Source organism: Streptococcus mitis (genome assembly GCF_047464965.1).
Lineage (GTDB): Bacteria > Bacillota > Bacilli > Lactobacillales > Streptococcaceae > Streptococcus > Streptococcus mitis_DU.
In genome coordinates, this window is record NZ_JASHAT010000012.1 from 1 (window position 1) to 26,783 (window position 26,783).

Consider the following 26,783-nt stretch of genomic DNA (forward strand, 5'->3'; position numbering starts at 1 on the left):
TTTTCGGAACTTTGAAAACTTCAAAAAACGGATTTTTATCGCTCTCAATATCAAAAAAGAAAGGACGAAATGTGTCCTTTCTCGATCTTAGCTTTTCTTCAACCCACTACAGTTGACAAAGAGCCATGCTATTCTATCACAAAGACTGACCATCTGCAAGATAGACTGACTTAGACAGGATAGCTTGAGGGAGTTTTCTTATGATTTATAAATCGATTCTCTGAAATCATCTGTGCTACGCAGGTAGGCATTGTAGATTTTTTGTTTTAACAAGTGTACCCAACTTGCAGGAGCATGGCTTGTCGTACGGTCAATGTTAGCCACATCTTTCGCCACTGCTTGATCGATGAGTTCTTGCATTTGAGCAGCTGAACGAATTGTAATCTCCTTGCTGCTGTTTGGTACACCAAGTTCATACTGAATGGTGATTGGTTTCAACTGGTCTTGCTTGCGAATACGTTTATTAAACATATCCTTCTTGAAATCAGCCCATGAACCATATTGGTTGGCAAAGACATTTTTCAAGACGAAACTATCAGTGATGACTCCCACATCTTTTCCGTGCCAATCTGAATAGGTAATGTCCCCGTTTCGTTTAGCTTCTTCTGCGTATTGGTTGGATACATATGGTAAGAATCCATCTTGGTATCCTTTTTCTGCCAACAATTCATAGGCTGTTTTTCTAAACATGATGTCACCAGGTGCACCCTTTGGATTGCTGAGGGCAGCATAAATCGGTGAGAACATGCTGATAAGATGATAGCCATTACGAGTATAGTCACTCTTATCACGGTAAGCCCGACGGTTGATGATGTCATTATCAATCAAGGCATCCAGACTAGTTAGCTTACTTATTTCAGCATCTGTCAATGGGCGAACAGAGTTTCCTGCATGCGTTTGTTTATGATACTTGTCCTCAATATAGAAATTCTCTATTTTTCTAAACCATTTTTTCTTGACATCGTTAGACTTAGTTAAAATGGCATTGGCTTCCATAGCGTCCAAGGTATACAAGACATCGTACATACCGTGCACATACTCTTGCAAGGCTGCGGCTGATGTGAAGCGGCTTGCCGGGTCATAAGTATGCAAGCGAGTTGGTGAATCCTTATCCCCTTTATAGAGAGTATTCAAGACAATAGCATCCTTATCTAGACTATCAGCAGATTGTAACAATCCTAGGGCATACAACTCTGCTCCCAATCCTTCACGACGACCTTTACCTTCAAAGTAAATATGTCCATCAGAATTATGAACCATTTCATGGGTATAGACAGATGTTCCATATTTATCCAATAAGCGGTCGCTGACATAGTGGACCTCAGAACCGTTGGCATAGGCCCCGGCTCCTTTACTTTCCCCATACCACTTACCAGTTGGTCCAAAGAAGTTGTAGATAGAATCAATGGCCTTATCAGACAGGGTAGCCCAGTAATAATTACTATTGCTATCTTTCATACCAAAGCCATCTGAAACCATGACTGAGCGGAAGAGTTTCTCTTTGTATTCTGGTGAAAGGAGATGATACCAGATATCATAGTGGTCTCGTTGCCATTCAGCCGACTGGTCGACCTTGCCACGGACATACTGACGCAATTCTTCTCCTGATAAGACTATATTATTGACACGATCACGGTAGCGTTCGTAGCCACCAAAGGCCAAGGTAGAAAGGTTTGAAATCACATAAACATCCTCTTCTGGCAATGTCAATAGCGGTAGGAGCATATTTTTTAATTTCCAACTTGGTGCCGTAATACGGTCATAGACTCCCAGCGTATAGTTACTATCTGGTGTTGCTGACTCTTGTTTGGCACGCACTTCTGGAATCGCTGATTTACTCTCTACGATATAGGCCTTGGTATTTGTCTTCAACCATTCATTATTGGTTTTAGTTGGTAGGAAGAGTTTTCTGTAAGACTCTAGTAAATCAGTCACTGTCTTGCGACCTTTTGCAGCAGCCAGGGTTGTTTCATAGGCAATTGGATTATTTGATGCCTTGAGATTTTCCATACCGCTCTGACCTAGGGCAATGATAGTATCCAAGGTTGAAGCTGTGCTATTGCCATCAAAGTCAAACTTATAGGTATTGAGGTCCTTGGTATTGATGTGATCATAGTTGATATTGTACCAGCGATTGAGGTAGGTCAAACCAAGCAAGAAAGCTTCCTTGTTGTTCTTGATTTTCTCACTGATGTAGGTCGCTACACTATCTCCCATCGTATTGATAGACTTGTCCATGGTTAGCACTTTACGGAGATGTTCGCCGATATTAGCCTTGACTTTTTCAAATTCTTTGTCCAAATACAGCGGATCAAGTGGAGCATCTGCCTCAATGCCCAGAACTCTTCTCATGGCTGCTGAGTCATATTCGACCCCTTGCAAATCTGCTAGGACTTGATTGGTCACTTTCGTATAATCAGATAGAAAGGCCTCTGGCGTAAAGATAAAGTTTTTACCTGCTACGCTGTACTCTGCAATTTGTGTATTTTTGAAGTCGTCTTTGTAAGTGACGTCCAGATAACTGATTGTATTGTCAGCAAAATGCAACATCAGTTTATTGATTGCTGCTTTATTGGCCTGAATATCTGTGATGATGTCATTGTCCTTCATTGGTACGACATCCAACAGTTCTGTAGTATAAAGCTTATCAGTAGGATCAACTTGATTTCCATAGTGAACCACTAGCTCTTTATTATAGAAAGGCATCAATTTCTCGATATTGTGATAAGCAACTTTTCGACTAGCTTGGCCTTGGCTTAACTGAGTATAGTCCACACTGTGCTGATTGGCCTTGAGTGTTTGACCTGTATCGTTTAGTGTCACTGTCATCCCATAAGACTGGACCTTTTCTCTGGCCTGGTCTTGGGTGATTGGGGTCGCATAGAGATCGGCCTTCTTGTTCTCGGCAGTGCTGGCATCTTTGATGTCCGCTCCCTTATATTGGTCTCCTGTGATGGCATAGCCGTCTCCAGTATTGACCGTGCTAACAACATGATGGATACGGCCATTTTGCCATGTAGAACCAGCTATACCTCCGACGCGTGGATAGGTTGTCGTATTGAGGATAGTCCCACTTGCTAGCGCATGAGACACCAAAGCACCACTTTGAACTTTCCCTACAATACCTCCCGCAAATTGGTCATTGTTGCGGGCATTGCTAGAAATATTTGCATCAACAGCTACCTTATCAATCTTAGCCTTATTACCAGATAAGTGCCCTGCTATACCTCCCACATAGTAAGGAGAGGCATCCACATGCTTGGCCTGAATGCTACCTGTAAAGGAACTATTGGTTATTTCTGTATCCTGAGCCTTCGCTACCAAACCTGCAACTGACTTGCTACCTGTCAATTGACCTTCTACAGCTACATTACTGATCTGGCTGTTAGTAGCCACTTTTGCTAGGCTAGCTGTGTCTTCTTGACTCTTAATCGCTACCGCTTTAAGGTCAATATCTTTCACAGTAGCCTTAGTCAAGTTATCAAACAAGGTTGTCTTAAGGTCATAAATCGCAAATGGCTGCCCATCACTCGCACCGATAAGATTACCAGTGAAAGTTCCTGTCACATAGCTAGTTTGTCCCTTAGCTAAGGACACCTCATCAGCTGTCATATCAGCTCCAAGTTTAAAGGTTCCAGCGAGATCGCCTTGCATGGCAGCAATCAGTTTCTTAAAGGAAGTATAGACACCGTCCTTGGCAAGCTTTTGCTTATCAATTGTGAAACTATAGTTATCCTTATATGTTGAACCTTCCTCTTGAACCAGTTCATTGAAGGCAACGGTTACCTTGTATTTCCCATCATCTGTTTCCTTAATAGAGCTAACTGGTAGCAGCATTTCCTTCATCTTGTCTGATTTGACTTTGACAAAATAAGGTGATAAATCACTTGGTACTTCTGATAAGTTCAGATAACGACGGTAGTGACCATCTGCCTTACCATAGAGCCCCACTTCATCCACATCTTTGATTTCAATTTTTTTATAGTCTAACTGAAAATCTTTCGTTGATACTTCTGTACTTTCCTGATCAGATTGTCCTAGATTATAGGTCAGGTAAGTCTTAAGATTGTATGACGTATAGTAGTCCAATCCATCAATCGTTTGTTGGGCTGATGGATCTTTCAAGTTCACCTCTTTGACCAATGTTCCATTTTGGTAAATTTGGGCCTTGGCCTTAATAAAGGCAGACGTCGGATCATCTAAGTGATAGTTGACTGCTACTGATTTTTTGCTCTCCTCTTTCACCAGATTAGTGATTTCAACTGTTGGTTTGGTTTTAACAAGACTACCAACCTTGACAATCTCTTTGGTTGGCTCTACTTCTGTACGTGAGATTTCCCTGCTCGCTTCCACCTTACCATCTACGAGATAATCTTCATACTCGATTGTCCGTAAACCGTCTTTTCCTTCCTGAGCAATTTCTCTGCGATTTTTTAAGATGGTCGCATCTTCGATTTCTTCAGTTTCATGAGGAATGGTTTCTGTTACTGTACGATGATTACTTGTCAAAGGCAGTTCAGGGAGGGCCTCTGCTACAGCAGCCTCACCTTCGTGGCCTATTTCCTGGGTACCCTTACTGCTAACAACTTCTGTAGACTCTGGCACTGTTGGTTCAACAACTTCATCCTGAGGAGCTGTGTAGACTGGTAGTTCTGGTTGAACCAGGGCTTCACCCTCATGATCTGGTTCTTGGGTGCCTTGAGTGCTGATTGGGTCTGTATAGGCTGGTGGCACTGGTTGAACTAGAGCCTCGCCCTCATGACCTGATTCTTGGGTCCCTTGAGTGCTGATCGGATCCGTATAGGCTGGTAGCACTGGTTGAACCAGGGACTCGCCCTCATGACCTGACTCTTGTGTCCCTTTTGTTTGCACTACAGTTTCATTATTTTCTTGTGGTTGAGGCTCTACAGGAGAAGATGTTCCTCCTTGTTGATTCTCTACCACTGGGCTTTGCGGAGCTGGCAGTACTGGTTTTGACTGTTCTTGATTCCCATCAGTTTGGCTTGAATTTGTTGCAGGAGCTGTAGCCTGTTCTTGTTTTTGGTCTGACTCCTCACCTTTTACAGCATGGCTATCCTTACTCTCCTGACTCTGAGGAACTTTCGTTTGCTGACTAGTATCCTCATTTTTAGGATACACAGTCATTACTACTGAGCTATCTTCATTTTCTAAGTTAGACTTGCTGTCATTTGATTGCTTGACAAATTCAGTTCCCATAGTCGAATCTGCTGAATGAGTAGTAACCACTTCCTTAGATTGACTGTTTTCTAATTTAATCTCTTGATTTCCAGTAGATTCTGCTGGTTTGCTAGTTGTCGGTACAGAAAGAGCTGGTTTGTTTTCTACAAATCCTAGATAAGTGTAACCAGGAATATCAACCGGAGCTGGCAAGGCATCTCCTGCCTGGACCGATAATTGGGTGTTATAAGCAGCTAGTGTCTCGCTCGTCAAAGCAAGGACAGTTGGAGACAGCAACTGACTGCCTAGAGCTGTTACTAACAAGAATCGACTAATCTTGCTCTTGCCATCAGGTCCCTTAAGAACTACTACAACCAATAAACTAAGACCTGCCACCAAGGCAACAGTCCCCAATGGAGAGCTAGTACCCGTATTGGGCAATACTTGATTTGCTCGATAAACCAGATAGTAGGTAGCGTCTGTTTCTTCCGCTACTTGTGGTAGGGATGTAACCAAGAGACCCTTCTCTTCGTCAGTTAAATCCGACTCTAAAACATAAGTATAATTAACGGTATGAGATTCTTGGGCAGATACAGTCTGTAGGCCAGTTCCCATCAAAAAGAAACACGCAACTGCCACAGATACAAGACCAACTGCCAATTTTCTTAATGAGAAATTCTGTCTTTCTTCTCCACTAGTTTTGAAATTCATATTCCCCTCTTTTTACATTTTTAAATTAGTATGTTAATTTATTGTAAAATATACAACTCTTTCCATTATACATCAATTTCAAAAAAGATTCTAGGGATAGATATACAATTGAACGGATGGGAAAAATCAAGTAACTAAGTAATTAACTGATTTGAAAAAGCTAAGACGAACTTCCCACCACACTTACTTTACGATTTTTCAGAAATAAACTGTCAACAAAAAATGAAGAGAAGCACTATTTCTTCTCTCCATCTTTAAAATTATAGTAACAAATATAGATTATCTAAAGTTATGAAAGCAACTCTTTAGTTTCTAGTTTACCCATTCACCGTTGCCATTTACTTTATAACCGTCTGGTGTTGTTGTGCTGACTGCCAAAGCTCCAGAGCCATATGCATAATACCAGTATTGGCCAACTTTAAACCAACCTGTCTTCATGATACCAGACGCATCAAGGTAGTACCAGATTCCATTTTCTTTGAGCCAGCCTGTCTTCATAGCTCCTGAGCCATCAAAGTAGAACCATCTATTTCCGTCTGTACCCCAGCCTGTAAACATAGCACCTGAGCTACTCAAGTAATACCAGCTACCATCTACTTTTACAAATCCTGTCTGCATGACACCTAGGTCATCCAAGTAGTACCATTTACCACCTGTTTTCACCCAGCCTGTCTTCAGATCACCAGACTCATAGAAATACCATTTTCCATCTGTTTTCACCCAACCAGATTGGTCTGAACTAGAAGTTCTAAATTCTTTCAGCGCTTTTTCAACTACGACTGCTTTATTTTTAACTGTTGACAAGTTAGATGAAGTCACTTCTGCATACTGGATAGCCGGACCGTAACTGCCTACCAATTCTTCTGAAGTAGCAGCATCACCAAAAGCCTGAGCAATCGTTACGGCATTATATGGGTTGTTTGGATTCTTAAAGGCAGCAATCCCCATATGTGTAAATTTAGGGCTAATCAAAGTTTCATAATGACCAGAGCCACCTTTTGCTGAATCACCTGATTTTTTCTTCACGTAGTCTGCTTTTTCAGCACGCCATTGTTCAAGAGCTTTTAGAAAACCATCATGGTTCCAACCCAAGTTTTCTCCTAGTACACTGTTTCCTGATGGGAAGGCGCTCCAGATTTCTTTACCAGAAAGACGAGTATGGTCCATGGTTACAGAAGCTTCTGCAGCTCTGGCAAAAGCTGCCTTTTCTAGGTCAGTCGACCATTTGATAGGAACATACTTATCTACCAAGCCTTCGTCAGCTGCCTCTTTACGGATAGCATTGATGGCATCTAAGATAGCTTGTTGGTCTGGAGTCAAAAATTCTCCCTTTAATCCAACCAAAACATTGCCACTAGCAGGGTTAAGCACTTCTGAACTCAAGACATTTTCATTTCTACCATCTGCAGATTGTGTTGCCACAAGTCTGTCATTGGCAAAAACATCATTTGTCAAAACTGCTCCAGCTAAAGTCAAAGCCAAGGCGCTAGCAAATACAATTTTCTTCATTTTTTTCTCCTTTTATCCTTTAGATAGGACAGGTATTTTCAATATTAAATTATATCATATTTTCCTATTCTTTGCCCATTTCTACTAATGTTATAAGGTAAATACTATTCCCAAAAAAGTAGAAATTCCTATCCTTTTATTTCACAACAAGCTCATAACGTGTCTTGCTTGTAAAGGTTTGACCTGCTTTGAGAATGACTTGGTCTTTGAGGTCACTGTGAATGGCATCTGGTAAAGCTTGCGCTTCAAGGGCAATCCCATTGTGCTGTACCATTGGCTGACCTCCTATGATGACACTCTCATCCACAAAGTTTGCTGTGTAAACTACAAAGCAAGGAGCTTCTGTCTTGAAAAGCAGGAAGCGACCTGAGTTTTGGTCATAAAGGAATCCAGCATTGTCATGACCTGCAGGAAGAGCGAATGGATGATCCAAACCAGATACCAGCTGGATTTGCTCATCTTCCTCTGCAAAGATATCCTTCAACAAGGCACCATTGTAGATGTGTTTAACCACATCACGATTGGCATCTGGAGTTTTGGCAGGAACACCGTCGGGAGCGATTGGGTAAATGCCCTCTGTATTTAGTTGGAAGACATGGCGGTCAATCGTCTGCGTGAAATCACCAGACAAGTTGAAATAGCTGTGGTTGGTTGGATTGACCAGCGTATCTTGATCGGTTGTCACCTTGTAGCTGATTTCATAGGCACCAGTTTCTTCTAAGTGGTAACTGATCCAAATCTTGAGATTTCCAGGGAACCCTCCTGTCCCATCTGTACGCTCTGTGTAGAGAGTCAAGCCATGGTCGCTCACCTCGACCAATTCAAACAAGCTGGAATCCCAACCAGTTGAACCACTATGGTTACAGTTGCTAGCATTGTTGACTTCAAGGTCATAGGTCTTGCCATTAAGCTCAAAGGTCGCACCTGCAATACGTCCCGCCACAGGACCTACGCTCGCTCCATGCTTGGGACTATTGCCTACATAGCTATCAAAGTCATCAAACGCCAATATAACGTTGGCAAAATTTCCAGCCTTGTCAGGTGTGACATAGCGCAAGATAGTCGCACCATAAGTCATAACCTCAAGTTGGTAGCCACTGTCAGTTTCAAATCGATAGGCCAAAATATCTTGTCCCTTAACATTTCCAAACACACGCTCTGTGTATGCTTTCATTCTGTTCTCCTTTTACTATTTCTCTCAAGCAAACAAACCATAGAAAGCGCCTTGACAATCTATGGTTTGCCTGATGATATACAAATCCTCTTGTCAAGAATTCATAAACACTGTCTTATACTCAATGAAAATCAAAGAGCAAACTAGGAAGCTAGCCACAGGTTGCTCAAAGTACCGCTTTGAGGTTGTGGATAGAACTGACGAAGTCAGCTCAAAACACTGTTTTGAGGTTGTGGATAGAACTGACAGAGTCAGTATCATATATCTACGGCAAGGCGACACTAGCATGGTTTAAAGAGATTTTCGAAGAGTATTACTTTTGATATTCGTGGATGATAACACCCTGTACCACACGGTTTACTGTACCTGTAGGAGACGGTGTATCTGGTTTATTTTCTACCTTGAGTGAAGTCAATAGGGCAAAGAGTTGGGCATAAACGATGTAAGGGAAGACACGGTAAATATCGTTCAAGACACCGCCACAACCAAGGGCCACTTCTTTGACATTTTCAAGACCAAAGGCTTGATCACTCAAAAGCACAACACGACGAGCAATCTGGTCACCAGCAACTTCACGAACCAAGTCCAAGTCGTACTTGCGAGTGTAGTCTGTTGTTGTACCAAAGACCAAAACAACTGTATTTTCGTTGATAAGAGATTTTGGACCGTGACGGAAGCCGACTGGACTTTCATACATGGTCGCCACTTGGCCAGCTGTCAATTCCAAAATCTTGAGCTGAGCTTCATGAGCAAGCCCAAAGAAAGGACCAGCGCCTAGATAGATGACACGGTTAAAGTCTAGGTCAACCAACTCTTTGACATCTTCTGCATTGTCTAGAACTTTACGGGCAAGACTAGATACAACTTCAAAACGTTCAGCTTTAACAGCAAATTCTGTAGGATCAAAGACCAAGAGAGCTGTCAACATCATAGACGTAAAGCTAGAAGTCATGGCAAAGCCAGCATCATTAGAGGCAGCTGGTTGCAAGAGCAAGAGATTGCGGTCATCTCCATGAGCTTGAAGAGCCAATTTACCATCTGCTGCACAAGTAATCGTCACTTGGTAAAGCTCATCTACCAAGGCCTTGGCCAAATCAACAGTCGCCACACTTTCAGGCGAGTTCCCACTACGAGCAAAGGATACAAGGACAGTTGCCACATCTTTTTTCAAATAAGTTTCTGGATTGGCAACGATATCTGTTGTCGCAATAGCATTGAAATTCCATTTGCGTTCGTCATAGACTTCCTTAAAGTAAGGTACCAAGGTATCTCCTACATAAGCAGAAGTCCCCGCACCTGTCAAGATAACCTTGATATAGTTATGTTTATCAGCAATTCCTTGTAGGAAAGCTGCAATTTCTTCACCTTTTGCTTGATAAGATTCAAAAGCTTCTTTCCATACATCAGGCTGTTGGTAGATTTCACGTGTAGTGATTTCTGCACCCAATTCGAGCAAGTCTTCTTTTGTATAATGTAGCATTGAGTTCCTCTTTTTCTATTAAATATGGGAATGGGAGTAAGCCCCATTCCCATGTATATTCTATATAAAATGCTCTAACGATTTTCACGTTATCACATCTTATTGAATCGAGTTCCAACTAAAATCTTTGGGAAAAAGATCGATTATCGTCGGAGAATCGCTCCATCCTCCTATCGCCTATTTTCCCTCTGATTTTCACGTTGTCACATCTTATTCATCTTCGTCATCATCGAAGCCAGCTAACAGGTCATTAACTTTCACAATGCTTTCTGCAGCACGGTTCTTATAGTCCGCATCTGCACCTGTAAGGCTCGCATTGATAAATTCAATCACCATTGGAAGATTCATTCCTGCATAAAGTTCGATGTCACGACCTTCCATGATCAAACGACTGACCACGTTACATGGTGTTCCACCGAGAAGATCCGCAAAGACTAGGAAATCATCCAATCCTTCAATAGCAGCTTCAAATTTCGCAGTAAATTCTTCTGGACCATCTTCTGGAAGAAGAGCCACTGCATGAATATTGTCTTGTGGACCCATGATCATTTCAGTGCTACCTTTAAGTTCTTCACAGAAACGACCGTGGCTCACTAAAATTAATGATTTCGTCATAAATTATGCGCCCATTCCAAGTGCAAATTTACCAAAGGCAGAAAGAGCCAAGGCAAGCACGATAATGATACCGATAGCTTTAGTAGAAGTCATACCTTTCTTACCAAGCAACCAGAAGATAAAGGCAGTAAAGATTGCTGGAAGCAAACGTGGGAAGATTTGGTTCAAGATGTCTTGGAAATCAATCATCTTTTCACCGATTGGCAACTTGTAAGAAATTTCAAAGTTGATCATTGTTGCTACAAGAGCACCCATCATGAAGACACCAAGTACAGATGCAGCTTCAATCAAAGCTGTCAATGTACTTTGCATGTTGTTGATAAGGTTAACCCCTTCTTTGTAGGCAAATTCCAACTGTTTCCAACGGAAGATGTCATAAGCTACTGCAACTGCAATCCAAAGGAAGATACCCCAAGGTTGACCAGCGATAGCCATTGTTGCAGCGATAGATCCCATGATAGCAGGTACAAGTGAACCAAAGATAGTATCTCCAAGAGGAGCGAATGGTCCCATCAAACCTGTCTTGATACCGTTAACCGCATCTTTAGAGACAACGCCATCTTTTTCTTCCATGGCAAGGTCAAAACCAGCGATGATTGTGTGGAAGAATGGTGAAGTGTTGAAGAATTGAGTATGAACTTTCATCATTTCTTTCAACTCAGGAGTTCCATCTCCATACATTTTACGCAATTGTGGCAAGATCATGTATAGGTAACCTGATGCTTGCATACGTTCGTAGTTCCATCCCAATTGGAAAGTGAACAAGCTACGTTTGTTAATTTGATTAAAATCTTCTTTTGTTAATTTGTAATTAGAATTCGTCATCTTCAATTTCCCCACTTTCTGATGGTGTAGAAGGTGCTGCTACAGCAACTTTTTGGCTGTTCTTGAAGTGAACAACTGCAAGGAAGATACCCACGATAGAGATACCGATCATAGACAATCCTTTGAAGTTGTTAACAAAGCCAATTTTTTCAGCAACTTCAGCAGGAAGAGTGCTAATGATACCAGCAACTGCTCCACCAAGACTTTGTACGTTTGAGTAAAGAACAGTCAACATAGCTGTCAAACCAAATCCCATAGCAAGGTAGTGAAGGTTACGTTTAACTGGAAGGTAACGAAGCAAGATAGCGAATCCAAGACCTGGAAGCATACGACCTGCAAGAGTCAAACCGTCTGCAACCCATTGGTATTCTTTAACAAGGTTTACAACACCTTGTACGAATTCTCCACCGAAAGCAAGGGCGAAGAAGACTGGAAGGGCACGAGATAGAGCCCATGGAATCGCACCAAGCAAGTAGTTGCGTTCGATTCCTTTGTAGTCATAGCGTTCGATTGCAGCATCAATACGGTGTGCAAAGAAAGTAGTTGTCATACGTCCAAGAACGTCGAAGTAAGTCAAGAGAGCTGCTACTGGCACAGCGATTGTTGTAATCGCAAGGTCTGTATCAATACCTTGAGAGATTGAGAATGCTGTTGCAAGAACCGCACCAGAAGTTGCGTCGATACGAGAAGCACCACCGAAGGTACCAACCCCAAGAACGAATAGCTGCAAGTTACCACCGATAAGCAGACCAGTAGTCACATCTCCCATGATTAAACCAGTAATGAAACCAGCAAATACAGGGGAACCTGCAGATGAAACGATCGTCAACTCATCACAGATTTGATAAGCTGAGTACAAAGTGAGAAGTAGAATTTGCCACCATTGTATCATAACAATGACCTCCTAAAAATTTTTTCCTATTTTAATAAGCTCAAAAAGTCTGAAATTGGATCATTTGGAACCATTTGAGCAGTCAGTTTAACACCTTTTTCTGCCAATTTGTGGAAATCTTCCACATCCTTGTCCACTACGTTGATAGAACGTGTAATGGCACGAGTTTCTGGTGTTTGAGACATATTCCCAACATTAAGGGTTTCAATTGGTACACCTGCTTCGACCAAACCAAGGAAGCGGTCTGGTTTACGAGCCACGATAAAGAGACGTTGGCTATCATATTTACCAGCAAGAATATTGGCTGCCGCTTTTTCAATTGGCAAAATACTCAATTTTACACCTGGTGGTGTCGCAAGTTTCAAACCACTCTTTTCAACGTCATTGTTGACAACTTCGTCATCTACAACCATAATACGTGAAACATTTAGTTTTCCAGCCCAAAGATTGGCTACTTGTCCGTGGATCAAACGTCCATCGATACGGCATCCTACAATTGTCATAAGTTTTCCCCCTTTATATGTTTTAGTGTAGGTTTTCGAGTTAAATGAATCTCTTCTTTATATTCACCTTCTGTTTCAAAGATAATAATGCGGTTGGCACCTTCCTTGAGATAGCTATGAGGGATATAAAGCGAGAGGGTTGGGCCAACGTTCCAAAAACGTCCTAGGTTCTGCCCATTGACAAAGGCAACTCCCTTACCAAACTCAGACAAGTCTAGGTAAGTATCTTTTGGCGCTTCGATTGTAAAATCATAAGCGTAAAAGGCTGGTTGTCCTTCTGTCCATCCTTTTGAAAAATCAATTTTCTCAGGATTGTCTAGTGGGAGTGGATAGTGTTTCCAGTTTAGTAAGAAGTGCAAATCCTTACAAACCCCTGTCCGAATTCCCTTACGTTGCGTATCCGCTAAGAACTTGTGTCCATAGTTGACACGCCCCATATTTTCTACCAAGATATCTAATCGAGACAGCGCTTTCTTTTCACCTTGATAAAAAATATCTTCCCCAATCTCTGTCTGATATTGGGTTTCGACCCACTGACCATCGATATAAAGCTGAGCCCTATCTCGACCATCAATGATGCGAAGTCTTTCTTCTTCTGCATCCCAGTTTGTTTCTGTTCGATAGAGTAGGTAGCCATAACTTTGTCCCAGCTCCTCCATCTTTTTAGGATAAAGGCTTTCTACAGGACTAGACAAGCTATCCAAGGTTTCAAACAAGGAAACTTTTTCAACTAGTGGAATAGCATCCAACTCCATACTCTCTTTGTAGAGTGGTTCCAACTGCGGATACTCTGGAAAATGTGTTGCCATCATCTTCTTGACCGCCAGATATTTGGCAGTTGGATTTCCTTCTTCATCCAGAAGGGCATCGTAATCATAAGATGTAACTTGTGGCAGGTCCAAAGTCCCTCGAGCCGAGCAACCATTCATGAAACCAAAGTTTGTACCACCGTGGAACATGTAAAGATTGATAGAGCCTTGCTCCAAAACCTCTCGAACTGCATCTGCCAATTCTTTCGGATCACGTGTGATAATCGGTTCTTTCCAACGATTGAACCAACCATCCCAGAACTCCATACACATGAGCGGCCATTTCTTGCCATGCTCATCAAAGAATTCCTGCATCTGTGAAAAGTTGTACGGAGCCTTAGAACCAAAGTTCCCTGTTACAAAGAGGTCATCTTCTATTAAGGTTCCAGCTTTCAAAGTAGCTCTCCATGGACCATCTGATGTAAAAAGAGGACAGGTTACGCCACGCTCTTCCATCAACTGTCGAATGGCTCTCAGATAAGCCTTATCTTCTCCATAAGAACCATACTCATTTTCAACCTGCATCATGAGGATATTGCCACCCTTGTCCAACAAATGTGGAACCAACCGTGACAAGAGCTGGTCATAGTAGCGACCGACAGCTTCAATATAGGCTGGATCTGAGGAACGAAGCCTCATATTCTTTGTTAAGAGCCAGGCTGGTAAACCACCGAATTCCCACTCTGCACAGATGAAGGGAGAGGGACGAACGATAGCGTAGAGACCCAAATCTTGTGCTGTCTGAAGAAATCGCTCCAAATCCAGAGCTCCTTCAAAGTGAAACTCACCCTCACGAGGCTCGTGTAAATTCCAGGCCACATAAGTCTCTACTGTATTAAAACCAAGAGCCTTCAAGTTATAGAGCGAATGATACCAATCTTCTGGAGGAACCCTAAAATAATGAATGGCGCCAGATAAAATCTTAAATGATTTTCCATCGAGATAAAAATCATCCCGTATCTCAAATCGTGTCATATTCTTACCTTCTGACAATAAAGTTTACGCTTTCATTTGTTGATATAGTAAATATATCTCAATATCTTACATTTGTCAATAGGTTTTCACAATTTTTTTCATTTTTCACTAAATTTTACACAAAAAACTTATAAAAATCTTGTAATCTATAGTCATAACAACATTTTAGCACCATGTATAAAAATGTAGGTTTTTCTATTTATTCCTATGTAAATTAACCTTATAGCCTATTATTCTAATTTTTTTATTCAAAAGGCTACTATTCTTTCCAGTTTTATGGTAAAATCTTTAACGGAGAAGGAAAATCGAGGTGAAAATATGGCAATTCCAAAGTATCAATATATTAAAGATGAATTAAAGAACAAAATCATTTCTGGTCAATTTGCCAGTGGAGATAAATTCTACACTGAAGCTGAATTGATTGCAATGTATGATGTTAGTTCTATCACAGTTGTTCGCGCTTTAAACGACCTTGCCAAGGATGGCTATATTGTCCGTCAACAAGGAAAGGGTACATTCGTTTCACGCGCACGCAAACACAAACTCGTAGAGTTTTCAGATGTAGAAGTTTTTGAAACTAAAGATGATAAAGTTACCGTCCTTTCTATTGAGCGTGGAAACAAACTAAGCTACTTAGAAAAACTTGGACTACGCGGAGATCAGTTCTACTACAAGATTGAACGCGTACGCGAAACAGGTGGTGTTGTGTACATCTACCATACATCTTACATTCCAGAACAATACATCAACGCAAATTATCCAAATCTTGAATATTATAGCTCTATCTATAACCGTTTCAAATTGGATTACCACATTCACATGAATGATGAACATTTTGAAGAAATCAATGAAATAGCATTTCCAACTCCAGAACATGCGGCTTCGGTCCTCGGGGTCGATGAACAATTCCCAACCGTTTTACAAACCAAGACTACTAAACTAGAGTCTACTGGTCAAGTTCTCGCATACAGCGAAACATATAAACGCGCAGATTACTACAAAATCAAATTCATTTCATGTGACCGTGATCACTAAGAAGAAAGCCTAAGCCTTGCTTGGGCTTTTTCTATGTTTATTATACCATACCAAAAAGGTAGCGCTTACCTTTTATAGTAGATTCTATAGTTTGTAGAGTATTTTATAGAAATAGGGCTAAAAAATTTCTACTAAATATATATATGTTTCTTTTACAACCAATCTGAAATCTTAAGCTTAAATTTTATATTTTTTTATACTTATTATAGTTTTTTATCACCTCCTCTTGACTCTTATTAATATAAGAAATAAAATAAGGGTGTTGTTTTATGTAAACGCTATCAATATAAAATACAATCAGGAGGTTTTGCAATGAAACAAGAAAAACAACAACGTTTTTCCATTCGTAAATACGCTGTAGGAGCAGCTTCTGTTCTAATTGGATTTGCCTTCCAAGCACAGGCTGTTGCAGCCGATGGAGTTACTCCTACTACTACGGAAAACCAACCGACCATCCATACGGTTTCCGATTCCCCTCAACCATCCGAAAATCGGACTGAGGAAACACCTAAAGCAGAGCTTCAACCAGAAGCTCCAAAAACTGTAGAAACGGAAACTCCGACTACTGATACGGTAGCTAGTCTTCCAAAAACAGAAGAAAAACCACAAGAGGAAGTTAGTTCAACTCCTAGTGATAAAGAAGAAGTGGTAACTCCAACTTCTGCTGAAAAAGAAACTACCGATAAAAAGGCAGAGGAAACTAGCCCTAAAAAGGAAGTTCCGAAAGAGGCTAATTCTAAAGAGTCGGATACAGATAAGACTGATAAACCAGAAGCTGACAAGGATAAACCAGCTGAAAAAGATGCTAAGAAAGATGAACCGAAAGCAGAGGCTGACAAACCGGCAACAGAGGCAGGAAAGGAAGGTGCTGCAACTGAAAACGAAAAATTAGCTAAACGAAAAATCGTTTCAATTGATGCCGGACGTAAATATTTCTCACCTGAGCAGCTCAAAGAAATCATCGATAAAGCGAAAGAATATGGTTACACAGATCTTCATCTCTTGGTAGGGAACGATGGCCTCCGTTTCATGCTGGATGATATGTCTATGAAAGTGGGCGATAAAACCTACTCGAGTGATGATGTCAAACGCGCCATTGAAAATGGAACAAATGCTTATTACGATGATCCAAATGGTAACCATCTCACTGAAAGTCAGATGACAGATTTGATTAATTATGCCAAAGATAAAGGAATTGGAGTGATTCCAACTGTCAATAGTCCTGGACATATGGATGCTATTCTCCATGCTATGAAAGAACTTGGCATTGAAAATCCTAACTTTGATTATTTTGGTACAAAATCTGAACGAACTGTTGACTTAAATAATAAACAAGCAGTTGATTTTACAAAAACTTTGATTGACAAATACGCTAACTACTTCTCTAACAAATCTGAAATCTTCAATATTGGTTTAGATGAATATGCCAATGATGCAACCAATGCTAAAGGTTGGAGCGTGCTTCAAGCTGATAAATATTATCCAAATGAAGGCTACCCTGAAAAAGGATATGAGAAATTCATCTCTTACGCCAATGACCTTGCTCGTATTGTAAAATCACACGGTCTCAAACCAATGGCCTTTAACGACGGTATCTACTACAATAGCGACACAAGCTTTGGTAGTTTTGACAAAGATATCATCGTTTCTATGTGGACTGGCGGTTGGGGTGGTTATGACGTTGCTTCTTCTAAACTACTTGCTGAAAAAGGCCACCAAATTCTTAATACCAACGATGCTTGGTACTACGTCCTCGGACGAAACGCTGATGGTCAAGGTTGGTACAATCTCGATCAGGGGCTCAATGGTATTAAAAATACACCAATCACTTCTGTACCCAAAACAGAAGGAGCTGATGTCCCAATCATCGGTGGTATGGTAGCTGCTTGGGCCGATACCCCATCTGCACGTTATTCACCATCTCGCCTCTTCAAACTTATGCGTCATTTTGCAAATGCCAACGCTGAATACTTTGCAGCCAACTACCAACCTGCAGAAAAAGCACTAGAAACTATTCCAAAAGACTCTAACCGCTATACTGCTGAAAGTTTTGCTGCTGTAAAAGAAGCTGAAAAAGCCATCCGTTCACTCGATAGCAACCTCAGCCGTGCTCAACAAGACACGATTGATCAAGCAATCGTAAACCTTCAAGAAGCTATTAAAAACTTGGCCTTAACCCCTGAAGCACAAAAAGAAGAGGATGCTAAACGCGAACTTGAAAAACTGAATAAGAATAAAGTCATTTCCATCGATGCAGGTCGCAAATACTTCTCTCTAGATCAACTCAAACGCATCGTAGACAAGGCGAGTGAGCTCGGCTACTCTGATGCCCACCTCCTTCTAGGAAATGATGGCCTTCGCTTCCTACTCGATGATATGACCATTACTGCCAACGGAAAAACCTATGCTAGTGATGACGTTAAAAAAGCTATTATCGAAGGAACTAAAGCTTACTACGACGATCCAAACGGTACTGCACTGACACAGGCAGAAGTGACAGAACTTGCCAAATACGCTAAGGAAAAAGGTATTGGTCTGATTCCAGCTATTAATAGCCCAGGACATATGGATGCTATGCTGGTCGCCATGGAAAAACTTGGCATCGCGAATCCTCAAGCCAACTTTGATAAGGTCTCAAAAACAACCATGGACCTTGAAAATCAAGAAGCCCTTAACTTTACCAAAGCCCTTATCGGTAAGTATATGGATTACTTTGCTGATAAATCAAAGATATTCAACTATGGTACAGATGAATATGCCAATGATGCGACCAACGCCCAAGGTTGGTACTACCTCAAATGGTATGGACTCTATAACAAGTTCGCAGACTATTCTAACAGCCTTGCTGCTATGGCCAAAGAAAGAGGGCTACAACCAATGGCCTTCAACGATGGCTTCTACTATGAAGACAAGGATGATGCTGAATTCGATAAGGATGTCTTGATTTCTTACTGGTCTAAAGGCTGGTGGGGCTACAACCTTGCGTCACCTCAATACCTGGCAAGCAAAGGCTATAAGTTCTTGAATACCAACGGTGACTGGTACTATGTTTTAGGAAATCACAAACAAGATGAAGCTTATCCTCTTTCAAAGGCAATTGAAAATTCTGGAAAAGTTCCATTCAATCAACTAGCTTCTACCAAATATCCTGAAGTTGACCTTCCAACAGTTGGTAGTATGTTAGCTATATGGGCAGATAAACCAAGCGCTGAATACAAGGAAGAGGAAATCTTTGAACTCATGGCTGCCTTTGCAGACCACAACAAAGACTACTTCCGTGCTAATTATAATGCTCTCCGCGAAGAATTAGCTAAAATTCCTACAAACTTAGACGGATACAGCACAGAGAGCCTAGCTGCACTCAAGGCAGCAAAAGATGGACTGAACCTTAACCTCAACCGCAGCAAACAAGCTGAATTAGACGCACTAGTAGGTAAGCTCAAGGCCGCTCTTCAAGGCCTCAAACCATCTGCAACTCATTCAGGAAGCCTAGATGAAAATGAACTAGCTGCTAACGTTGAAACCAAACCTGAACTAGTTGTGAAAACAGAAAGCATTCCGTTTAAAGTCATTCGAAAAGAAAATCCGAATCTCCCAGCAGGCCAAGAAAAAGTTGTCAAAGCTGGAGTTCTAGGTGAACGCACTTCTTACGTATCTGTTCTTACTGAAAATGGAAAGGCCAGCGAAACAGTTCTAGATAGTCAAGTAACCAAAGAACCTGTCGATCAAATTGTGGAATTCGGAGCACCAATTACACATGTCGGCGATGAGAATGGCCTTGCTCCAATCGCAGAAGAAAAACCTAGACTAGACATTCCTAAGGAAGAGCCTAGCCGAACAGAAACTCCTTTCAAAGTAGTTGTTGAAAGCGGGCCTAAGGCTGAATCTAACTCTGCTAACGGAATCACTCATCAATTAGCAGATGGTAAAAATAGTAAACCTGGATGGAAATTAATTGAAAGCAAATGGTATTACTATGATCATGCAGATAAAGTGAAGACCGGTTGGGTTAAAGACGGAGCATGGTACTACCTAGATGAGTCTGGTGTAATGAAAACTGGTTGGCAGAAAGTAAATGGTACATGGTATTATCTTGATAACTCAGGTGCTATGCAAACTGGTTGGATCGATCAAGGTGGATCATGGTACTATCTCAACGACTCAGGTGCCATGCAAACCGGCTGGGTCAACCAAGGAGATACATGGTATTATCTTGACAACTCAGGTACAATGAAAACTGGTTGGTTCCAAGTTGAAGATAAATGGTATTATTCATACCCTTCAGGAGCCTTAGCTGTCAACACAACAATTGATGGCTACGCTGTAAATGCTGACGGCGAATGGATTCAATAAGATAAAATGAAAGATTTATATCCTAAAACCTAATGAGAGCTGAGTATAAAACTCAATTTCAGAAGAAAAAGAAATAAATCTTTCCAAAATAAACCGCATCTTATCAAGGTATGTCAACACCTGATAAGATGCGGTTTTCTGATTTTAAAGAGACTGGATGCCCAGCCTCTTTTTTTAATTAATCACCCAGTCCTATACGTTCAAAGATATCATCCACTCGTTTGGTATAGTATGCAGGGTTGAAGATTTCGTCGATTTCCTCTTGTGTGAGGCGTGATGTCACTTCTGGATCTGCTTCAAGAAGTGGTTTAAAGTCTACTTGATTGTCCCAAGAGTAAGCTGTTTTTGGTTGCACCAGGTCATAGGCTTGCTCACGGGTCATGCCTTTTTCAATCAAGGTCAACATGGCACGTTGGCTAAAGATAAGACCAAACGTAGAGTTCATGTTGCGTATCATATTTTCTGGGAAGACCGTCAAGTTCTTGACGATATTTCCAAAACGGTTGAGCATGTAGTCGATCAAAATAGTTGTATCTGGTGTGATGATGCGCTCAGCTGACGAGTGAGAAATATCACGTTCGTGCCAGAGTGCGACGTTTTCATAAGCTGTAATCATGTGACCACGGATAACACGCGCAAGACCTGTCATATTTTCAGAACCGATAGGGTTACGTTTGTGAGGCATTGCTGAAGACCCTTTTTGCCCTTTAGCAAAGAATTCTTCTACTTCGCGTTGTTCTGATTTTTGAAGACCACGGATCTCCGTTGCCATACGTTCGATAGAAGTCGCGATACTTGCAAGTACTGCAAAGTACTCAGCGTGAAGGTCACGAGGAAGCACCTGTGTAGAGATTTCTTGGGCACGGATACCAAGCTTGTCGCAGACGTATTTTTCAACAAATGGTGGGATATTTGCAAAGTTACCAACCGCACCAGAAATCTTACCAGCTTCCACTCCAGCAGCCGCATGCTCGAAACGCTCGATGTTGCGCTTCATTTCGCTATACCAAGTCGCCAATTTCAGACCAAAGGTTGTAGGTTCAGCGTGCACACCGTGGGTACGTCCCATCATGATGGTAAACTTGTGCTCCTTAGCCTTATCAGCGATGATGTTAGTGAAGTTTTCAAGGTCACGACGGATGATGTCGTTGGCCTGCTTGTAAAGATAACCGTAGGCCGTATCCACCACGTCGGTAGAAGTCAAACCATAGTGGACCCACTTACGCTCTTCACCAAGCGTCTCAGAAACTGCACGCGTGAAAGCCACCACATCGTGACGCGTCTCCTGCTCAATCTCCAAAATACGGTCGATGTCAAAGTCCGCTTTTTCACGAATCAAAGCTACATCTTCCTTAGGGATTTCCCCCAACTCAGCCCATGCCTCGTCAGCCAAGATTTCCACCTCAAGCCAAGCACGGTATTTATTTTCTTCACTCCAAATATTCGCCATCTCAGGGCGAGAGTAACGGTTAATCATGTTGTTCATTTTTCCTTTCTTCTTAAGCTGTTGGGAATAAGCTATCTAGGTAAACCAAGATTTCTACTCAAACTCCTCTTTTCCAATAAACACAGATGGATAGTGTAGTAATTCATTGAGATCGGTATCCAATGGTAAATCATAAATTGCTAAATAGTTTTCAGGATATAGAGCAACTAGCTTTTCATATTTAGCCTTTACCTTTTCGTGATCACTGCTAGCAAACAAGACTTCGACAACTGCTCCAGTCTTATCCTTTTCAACAAAAGCGTTAACGATTATTTGTATCATAGACTTGTCCTAAAAATCAATCCCTTTCCCTAACTCATCCACACTATCTGATTCATCACTAAACAAAGTCACATGTCCCATCTTGCGGTTGTGCTTCGCTTCTATTTTACCATACATGTGGAGGTGGGCGCTTGGATTTTCTGTCACATATTGCTCAGCAGCCTCGACATGCTGGCCGAGAACATTGAGCATGACGGCTGGGGCATGTAGTTTGATGGCTGGCAATGGTGCTCCGAGAACACCTAGAATATGGGCATCAAACTGAGAGAAGTCACAGGCTTCGATTGAGTAGTGTCCTGAATTGTGTGGACGCGGGGCAATCTCGTTGACAATGATGTCATCAGCTGTCGCAAACATTTCCACACAAAGTGTTCCAGACAAGTTGAGTTGCTCAGCGATTCTCACTGCCATAGCTTTGGCCTTGTCTGCTAAACTCTCAGAAATGCGAGCTGGCACAATGGTCTTAGATAGAATGTTGTTACGGTGGACATTTTCCTGAACTGGGAAGACTGTCACATCCTTGCTATTTCCTGAGACGATAACAGAAATTTCAAGGTCAAAATTAACAAATTCTTCCAAGACACAGTCAGCTGAATCTGCTAGTTCATAGGCTTCTTCCAAGTCTGCTTCTGAGCGAATGACCTTTTGCCCATGCCCATCGTAGCCACCAGTCGCAGTCTTGAGGACATAGTTTTTGGACAGATCAATCTCCGCCAAGTCTTGGCTAGAATTCACAACCTTGTATGGTGCTACAGTGACTTGAGCCTTATTTGAGAGAAAGTCCTTTTCAAAAATCCGATTTTGGGAAATGCGAAGCAGGTCTGTCCCTTGAGGGAGTTGTCCATCCTTGATGACAGCATCCAAACCATCGGCGTCGACATTTTCAAATTCATAGGTAAGAACATCACAGCGCTCCGCCAACTGACGAAGAGCATCCACATCGTTATAAGGAGCCACGATGATTTCCGCCACGCGAGAGGCCGGGCAATCTGCAGCAGGATCCAGCGCGATAACCTTGTGGCCCATGTAGATAGCAGAAATGGCCATCATTTGACCCAGCTGGCCGCCACCGATAATTCCGATTGTTTTAGATGAGCTCATTTGTCGACTCCTCTGCGATTTTTCCTTGTTCTTCTGCAAAATCTGCCAAAGCTGTCGCGATAGCCTGATCTTCTGCTGAAAGGAGACGAAGGGCAAAGAGGGCAGCGTTTGTCGCTCCTGCTTCACCGATAGCCATTGTCGCAACAGGTACGCCACCCGGCATCTGTACGATAGAGTAAAGCGAGTCCACACCACTAAGGGCACGCGATTTTACGGGCACACCAATGACTGGAAGGGTTGTTTTAGCTGCGACCATCCCTGGCAAATGAGCTGCGCCACCTGCACCTGCGATGATGATCTTGATACCACGACTACGCGCTTCTTCGGCATGCTTGAACATGAGATCAGGTGTGCGATGGGCAGAGACAACCTTCTTCTCGTAGGCTACACCGAAGCGGTCTAGGACTTCTGCTGTTTTTTTCATGGTTGCCCAGTCGGATTTTGAGCCCATGATGATGGAAATAATTGGTTTGGTCATGATTTTCCTTTTCTTTCCTTTCTTTTTTCAATCACCTTAGGTTGTGAGGGACGGCAGCAGCCACCAAAGGTGTCTCATGCCTAAATCGGAAGCCCAAGGTCTTCCAATTTCCCTGAACAATTGTATTGTCATTCAATCGTTCTTGCACAACAGCGGTGATTGTTCTATATTAGCTCGCTAACGCTCGCAAATCAAACGACTATTAACGTACTTGACGACTGCATCGCTTTTTCTTATACCTTTATCGAATAGCTTTACTTCCGATATCTTTTCGGTAAAAGAGGCCTTCTGTTTTTTGTTGGGCGAGTTCTTGGTAGATGGTGTCTTGAGTTTCTTTGACAGTATCTGCTGTGGTGACGAGCATATAGACACGTCCGCCGTTTGATAACAGTGCTCTGCTATTTTCCGCAAACTTAGCCCCTGCATAATAGGTGATAATGTCACCTTCTGTCTTGGCTGGTAACTTGACACCTTTTTCATAGTCTAGCGGATAACCGTTAGATGCGACAACCACACCCAGAGTCACACCCTTGTCCGTCCAGGTGATGTTTGGCTCCTTGCCATCGAGGATATCCGTAATATTTTGGGCAAAATCAGAGGTTAATCGAGGTAGAATAATCTGAGTTTCAGGATCTCCAAAGCGAGCATTAAACTCGATAACCTTAGGTCCATCAGCTGTCAAGATAAGCCCTGCGTAAAGAACTCCCAGATATGGACGCCCTTCTTGGATCATGCCCTCTAGGACTGGCTTGACAATAGTCTCCACTGCTGTGTCAATCACGCTCTGTGGCAAGTGTGGAACTGGCGCATAGGCACCCATACCACCCGTGTTAGGCCCTTTGTCGCCATCATAGGCACGTTTGTGGTCCTGAGCCGTTGGCATGATGTAGAACTTATCACCATTGACAAAGGCAAAAAGTGAAAATTCCTCTCCGTCGAGGAATTCCTCAATAACCACACGCGCACCTGAGTCCCCAAATTTATTGTCCAAAAGCATCTCATGAGTGGTTTCGACTGCTTGCTCAACCGTCTCCGCAACAACGACACCTTTCCCAAGCGCCAAGCCATCCGCCTTGACTACGATAGGCGCACCCTGCTTTTCGATATAGGCCTTGGCTTCCTCGAAATCTGAGAACGTGCCATAGGCTGCTGTCGGAACGCCGTATTTGACCATGATTTCCTTGGCAAAATCCTTGGACCACTCCAGCTCAGCTGCCAATCTTGTCGGACCAAAGGCTTTGAGACCAGCTGCATGGAAATCATCCACGATACCAGTCGCAAGGGCATCATCTGGACCAATAAAGGTCCAAGCAATATCGTTGGTTTTTGCAAACTCAATCAATTTAGAATGTTCGGAAATAGAGATATTTACCAACTCCAAACCATCCAGAGTCATTCCGTCATTTCCAGGAGCTACAAAAACCTTTTCTACCTCTTTTGACTCAAGCAACTTCTTAGCAATCGCATGTTCACGACCACCAGAACCGACAACTAACAGCTTCATCTCTCAACCTCTTTTGCGAATTATTTACTAATATTATATCACAAACGTTCGTTTTAATCCTGTTTCGTTCTGTCTTTTAATCAAAAAAAGGAAAGAAACTGTTTTCTTTCCTTTACGTTCTTAATGTCTAAAATGTCTCACGCCTGTGAAGACCATGGTCAAGCCGTATTTATCAGCAGCTTCGATAGAATATGCTTATAAATTAAATTCTTAATATAGACTGGTTTTGGAAATCTAAGTTCAAATAGAAATTGATTAAAGTAAGTCCAATATTTCTTTAACAAATTCAAGCTCATCAATTTCTAAAGCAATAGATAAGTTACGAATATTTTCTAACGATGGAATATTTTTACCATTTTCGTAGTTACATAGCGTCTTTTCACTAATCCAATCATCACAATCAAAAAATTTTTGGCTTCGATCATCTATAAATCCCTGTCTAGATTTTGGTAAGTCTGTTAAACTCGCTCTATGTTTTCTTATTAAATTTCCTATTTCTCTGTGTTGTGTTTCATTTTTTCTCAAAGTCATATTTTTATTATAACATAAACAGAACCTAGGTTCATTGTTTCTTTTTTTAAAAAAGATATAATACTAGTATAGCAATTGAAAAATCAACTTGCTGAATAAATTTTTAGGAGGCTTACTATGAGCTCAACATTTAATTTTAAAGCTAGCGCTGTTCGAACTATCGAATCCCCTTCACAAAAAGGTGTCACTACTTATTTTGTATATCTCAACTTTAGAGATCTCCCTTCCAACTTACCGATGGAAGTCAATCCAAGACAACCTAAAATGACTACAGTGGTTGCCAAATCGTTAATTAACGCTGTCAAATCGCCTGATACTGATTTCGACATCAATAATCGAGGAATAGTAATTGTTGCTAAACGATTCAAATTCACACCCAATCAAAATTTAGTATCTTTAGATTTAGGAGATGACCCTCAAAATTACGGAATTCTGGATGGTGGTCATACATACAAAGCGATTATAGATAATAGAGATCAAATTCACTCCGGATTAGATAAGTTTGTCAAACTTGAAATTATTGTCGGTGAACAATTGACCGTGTCACGTATAGCCGATGCACGAAACACTTCTGCTCAAGTTAGTGATATCGCATTATTTGAACTAGATGATAAGTTTGATCTAATTAAAGACTCGTTGTTAAATGAACAATACGCCTCAGAAATTGCTTATAAAGATAACGATAATAAAAGAATTCCAATTTCTGAATTAATTCGTTTGATGTTTACTTTCAATATTAAACGTTTTCCAGACGATAGTACTGCACCAGTATCTGCATATTCTGGAAAACAAGCAGTATTCAAAGATTATCAAAAGGAATTCGGAACAGACAATAATATCTATGAAAAATTAGCACCTTTTCTCCCTGACCTAGTTGATCTTTATGAGCTAATTCAAAAGGAACTTCCTAACAAATACCAAGAATACAAAAATTCTGAAGGAAAGAATGCAGCATTCGGAAGAATTCGTGGAGTTGAGGGATCTGGAAGTTATTATACCGACTTCACTGAACAATCTATCAATTACAATATCTCTACTGGTTTTTTGATGCCTATTTTCGGTGCCTTTAGAGCATTACTTAGAGAGTCCGACGGAAAAATCAGTTGGGAATTCGATCCTAAAGATGTATGGAACATCGCTGGAACAAGACTGGTACAAAATACTTTCGACACAGATACTAACCCTCAACAAGTTGGAAAAAGCAAAACACTATGGCAAGCTAATTATAGAATCGTTGACAGTGTCAGAAAGGATTTACTATTGGACAAGCTTTTGAATGAAAGAAATTAAGATAAATTTTTTATAGAAGAATCTGCACAGTTTGTGTAACTTAAACTATCAA

The 26,783-nt window shown here is 41.5% G+C and carries 19 protein-coding genes and 1 pseudogene; 3 read left to right on the forward strand and 17 right to left on the reverse strand.

What is annotated here, in order from left to right; translation table 11 throughout:
- Nucleotides 1–198: 198 nt before the first annotated feature.
- The 9 genes from QM408_RS08155 to QM408_RS08195 all read right to left on the reverse strand — a co-directional run bounded on the left by QM408_RS08155 (nucleotide 199) and on the right by QM408_RS08195 (nucleotide 14,671).
- Nucleotides 199–5,889, reverse strand: a complete 5,691-nt coding sequence (locus QM408_RS08155) for a ZmpA/ZmpB/ZmpC family metallo-endopeptidase (RefSeq protein WP_414374214.1) — start codon at nucleotides 5,887–5,889, stop codon at nucleotides 199–201.
- Between the two features lie 312 nt (nucleotides 5,890–6,201).
- Nucleotides 6,202–7,398 carry a CAP domain-containing protein gene (locus QM408_RS08160; protein ID WP_000724612.1) on the reverse strand — a complete coding sequence of 399 codons (1,197 nt, stop codon included), beginning with the start codon at nucleotides 7,396–7,398 and terminating at the stop codon, nucleotides 6,202–6,204.
- 136 nt (nucleotides 7,399–7,534) lie between these two features.
- Complete coding sequence (locus QM408_RS08165) at nucleotides 7,535–8,572, reverse strand: aldose epimerase family protein (protein ID WP_414374216.1); 1,038 nt, start codon at nucleotides 8,570–8,572, stop codon at nucleotides 7,535–7,537.
- Between the two features lie 313 nt (nucleotides 8,573–8,885).
- Complete coding sequence (locus tag QM408_RS08170) at nucleotides 8,886–10,052, reverse strand: SIS domain-containing protein (RefSeq protein WP_414374218.1); 1,167 nt, start codon at nucleotides 10,050–10,052, stop codon at nucleotides 8,886–8,888.
- A 210-nt stretch (nucleotides 10,053–10,262) separates the two neighbouring features.
- Entirely contained in the window at nucleotides 10,263–10,667 is a 405-nt protein-coding gene (locus QM408_RS08175) for a PTS sugar transporter subunit IIA (protein WP_261063889.1), read from the reverse strand.
- Nucleotides 10,668–10,670: 3 nt separating this feature from the next.
- Complete coding sequence (locus QM408_RS08180; RefSeq protein ID WP_004257936.1) at nucleotides 10,671–11,492, reverse strand: PTS system mannose/fructose/sorbose family transporter subunit IID; 822 nt, start codon at nucleotides 11,490–11,492, stop codon at nucleotides 10,671–10,673.
- Complete coding sequence (locus tag QM408_RS08185; protein ID WP_049515822.1) at nucleotides 11,479–12,384, reverse strand: PTS mannose/fructose/sorbose/N-acetylgalactosamine transporter subunit IIC; 906 nt, start codon at nucleotides 12,382–12,384, stop codon at nucleotides 11,479–11,481. The genes QM408_RS08180 and QM408_RS08185 overlap by 14 nt, the downstream gene beginning before the upstream one ends.
- Before the next feature lie 26 nt (nucleotides 12,385–12,410).
- The gene (locus QM408_RS08190) at nucleotides 12,411–12,887 is read right to left on the reverse strand and encodes a PTS sugar transporter subunit IIB (protein ID WP_020903315.1); all 477 of its coding nucleotides are present in this window, start codon (nucleotides 12,885–12,887) and stop codon (nucleotides 12,411–12,413) included.
- Nucleotides 12,884–14,671: a glycoside hydrolase family 35 protein gene (locus tag QM408_RS08195; RefSeq protein ID WP_237447416.1), complete on the reverse strand. Its 1,788-nt coding sequence runs from the start codon at nucleotides 14,669–14,671 to the stop codon at nucleotides 12,884–12,886. The genes QM408_RS08190 and QM408_RS08195 overlap by 4 nt, the downstream gene beginning before the upstream one ends.
- Nucleotides 14,672–14,989: 318 nt before the next feature.
- On the opposite strand from QM408_RS08195, the gene QM408_RS08200 reads away from it, so the two are divergent.
- Both QM408_RS08200 and QM408_RS08205 read left to right on the forward strand, forming a co-directional pair.
- Nucleotides 14,990–15,706, forward strand: coding sequence for a GntR family transcriptional regulator (locus QM408_RS08200; RefSeq protein ID WP_031237756.1), 717 nt, complete (start codon nucleotides 14,990–14,992; stop codon nucleotides 15,704–15,706).
- Nucleotides 15,707–16,018: 312 nt separating this feature from the next.
- A complete protein-coding gene (locus tag QM408_RS08205) occupies nucleotides 16,019–20,059 on the forward strand; it encodes a family 20 glycosylhydrolase (RefSeq protein ID WP_261150653.1) in 4,041 nt (1,346 codons plus the stop codon).
- Between the two features lie 178 nt (nucleotides 20,060–20,237).
- On the opposite strand, the gene purB is transcribed toward QM408_RS08205, so the two are convergent.
- From purB to QM408_RS08245, 8 genes and pseudogenes are all read right to left on the reverse strand, one after another.
- Nucleotides 20,238–21,536: an adenylosuccinate lyase gene (gene purB, locus QM408_RS08210; RefSeq protein WP_214614935.1), complete on the reverse strand. Its 1,299-nt coding sequence runs from the start codon at nucleotides 21,534–21,536 to the stop codon at nucleotides 20,238–20,240.
- Between the two features lie 63 nt (nucleotides 21,537–21,599).
- Entirely contained in the window at nucleotides 21,600–21,827 is a 228-nt protein-coding gene (locus tag QM408_RS08215; RefSeq protein WP_049515828.1) for a hypothetical protein, read from the reverse strand.
- A gap of 9 nt (nucleotides 21,828–21,836) precedes the next feature.
- The gene (purK, locus tag QM408_RS08220; RefSeq protein WP_049515830.1) at nucleotides 21,837–22,928 is read right to left on the reverse strand and encodes a 5-(carboxyamino)imidazole ribonucleotide synthase; all 1,092 of its coding nucleotides are present in this window, start codon (nucleotides 22,926–22,928) and stop codon (nucleotides 21,837–21,839) included.
- Entirely contained in the window at nucleotides 22,915–23,406 is a 492-nt protein-coding gene (gene purE, locus QM408_RS08225) for a 5-(carboxyamino)imidazole ribonucleotide mutase (RefSeq protein WP_049515832.1), read from the reverse strand. The genes purK and purE overlap by 14 nt, the downstream gene beginning before the upstream one ends.
- A gap of 31 nt (nucleotides 23,407–23,437) precedes the next feature.
- Nucleotides 23,438–23,554, reverse strand: coding sequence for a phosphoribosylaminoimidazole carboxylase (locus QM408_RS08230; protein WP_078228439.1), 117 nt, complete (start codon nucleotides 23,552–23,554; stop codon nucleotides 23,438–23,440).
- A gap of 93 nt (nucleotides 23,555–23,647) precedes the next feature.
- Entirely contained in the window at nucleotides 23,648–24,910 is a 1,263-nt protein-coding gene (purD, locus tag QM408_RS08235; protein WP_070528168.1) for a phosphoribosylamine--glycine ligase, read from the reverse strand.
- 120 nt (nucleotides 24,911–25,030) lie between these two features.
- Nucleotides 25,031–25,099: pseudogene (locus tag QM408_RS08240) on the reverse strand (IMP cyclohydrolase); the annotation flags it as partial.
- Between the two features lie 66 nt (nucleotides 25,100–25,165).
- Nucleotides 25,166–25,441 carry a helix-turn-helix domain-containing protein gene (locus tag QM408_RS08245; RefSeq protein ID WP_033685261.1) on the reverse strand — a complete coding sequence of 92 codons (276 nt, stop codon included), beginning with the start codon at nucleotides 25,439–25,441 and terminating at the stop codon, nucleotides 25,166–25,168.
- Between the two features lie 117 nt (nucleotides 25,442–25,558).
- On the opposite strand from QM408_RS08245, the gene QM408_RS08250 reads away from it, so the two are divergent.
- Nucleotides 25,559–26,731, forward strand: coding sequence for an AIPR family protein (locus QM408_RS08250; protein ID WP_261150654.1), 1,173 nt, complete (start codon nucleotides 25,559–25,561; stop codon nucleotides 26,729–26,731).
- The last annotated feature ends 52 nt before the right edge of the window (nucleotides 26,732–26,783 follow it).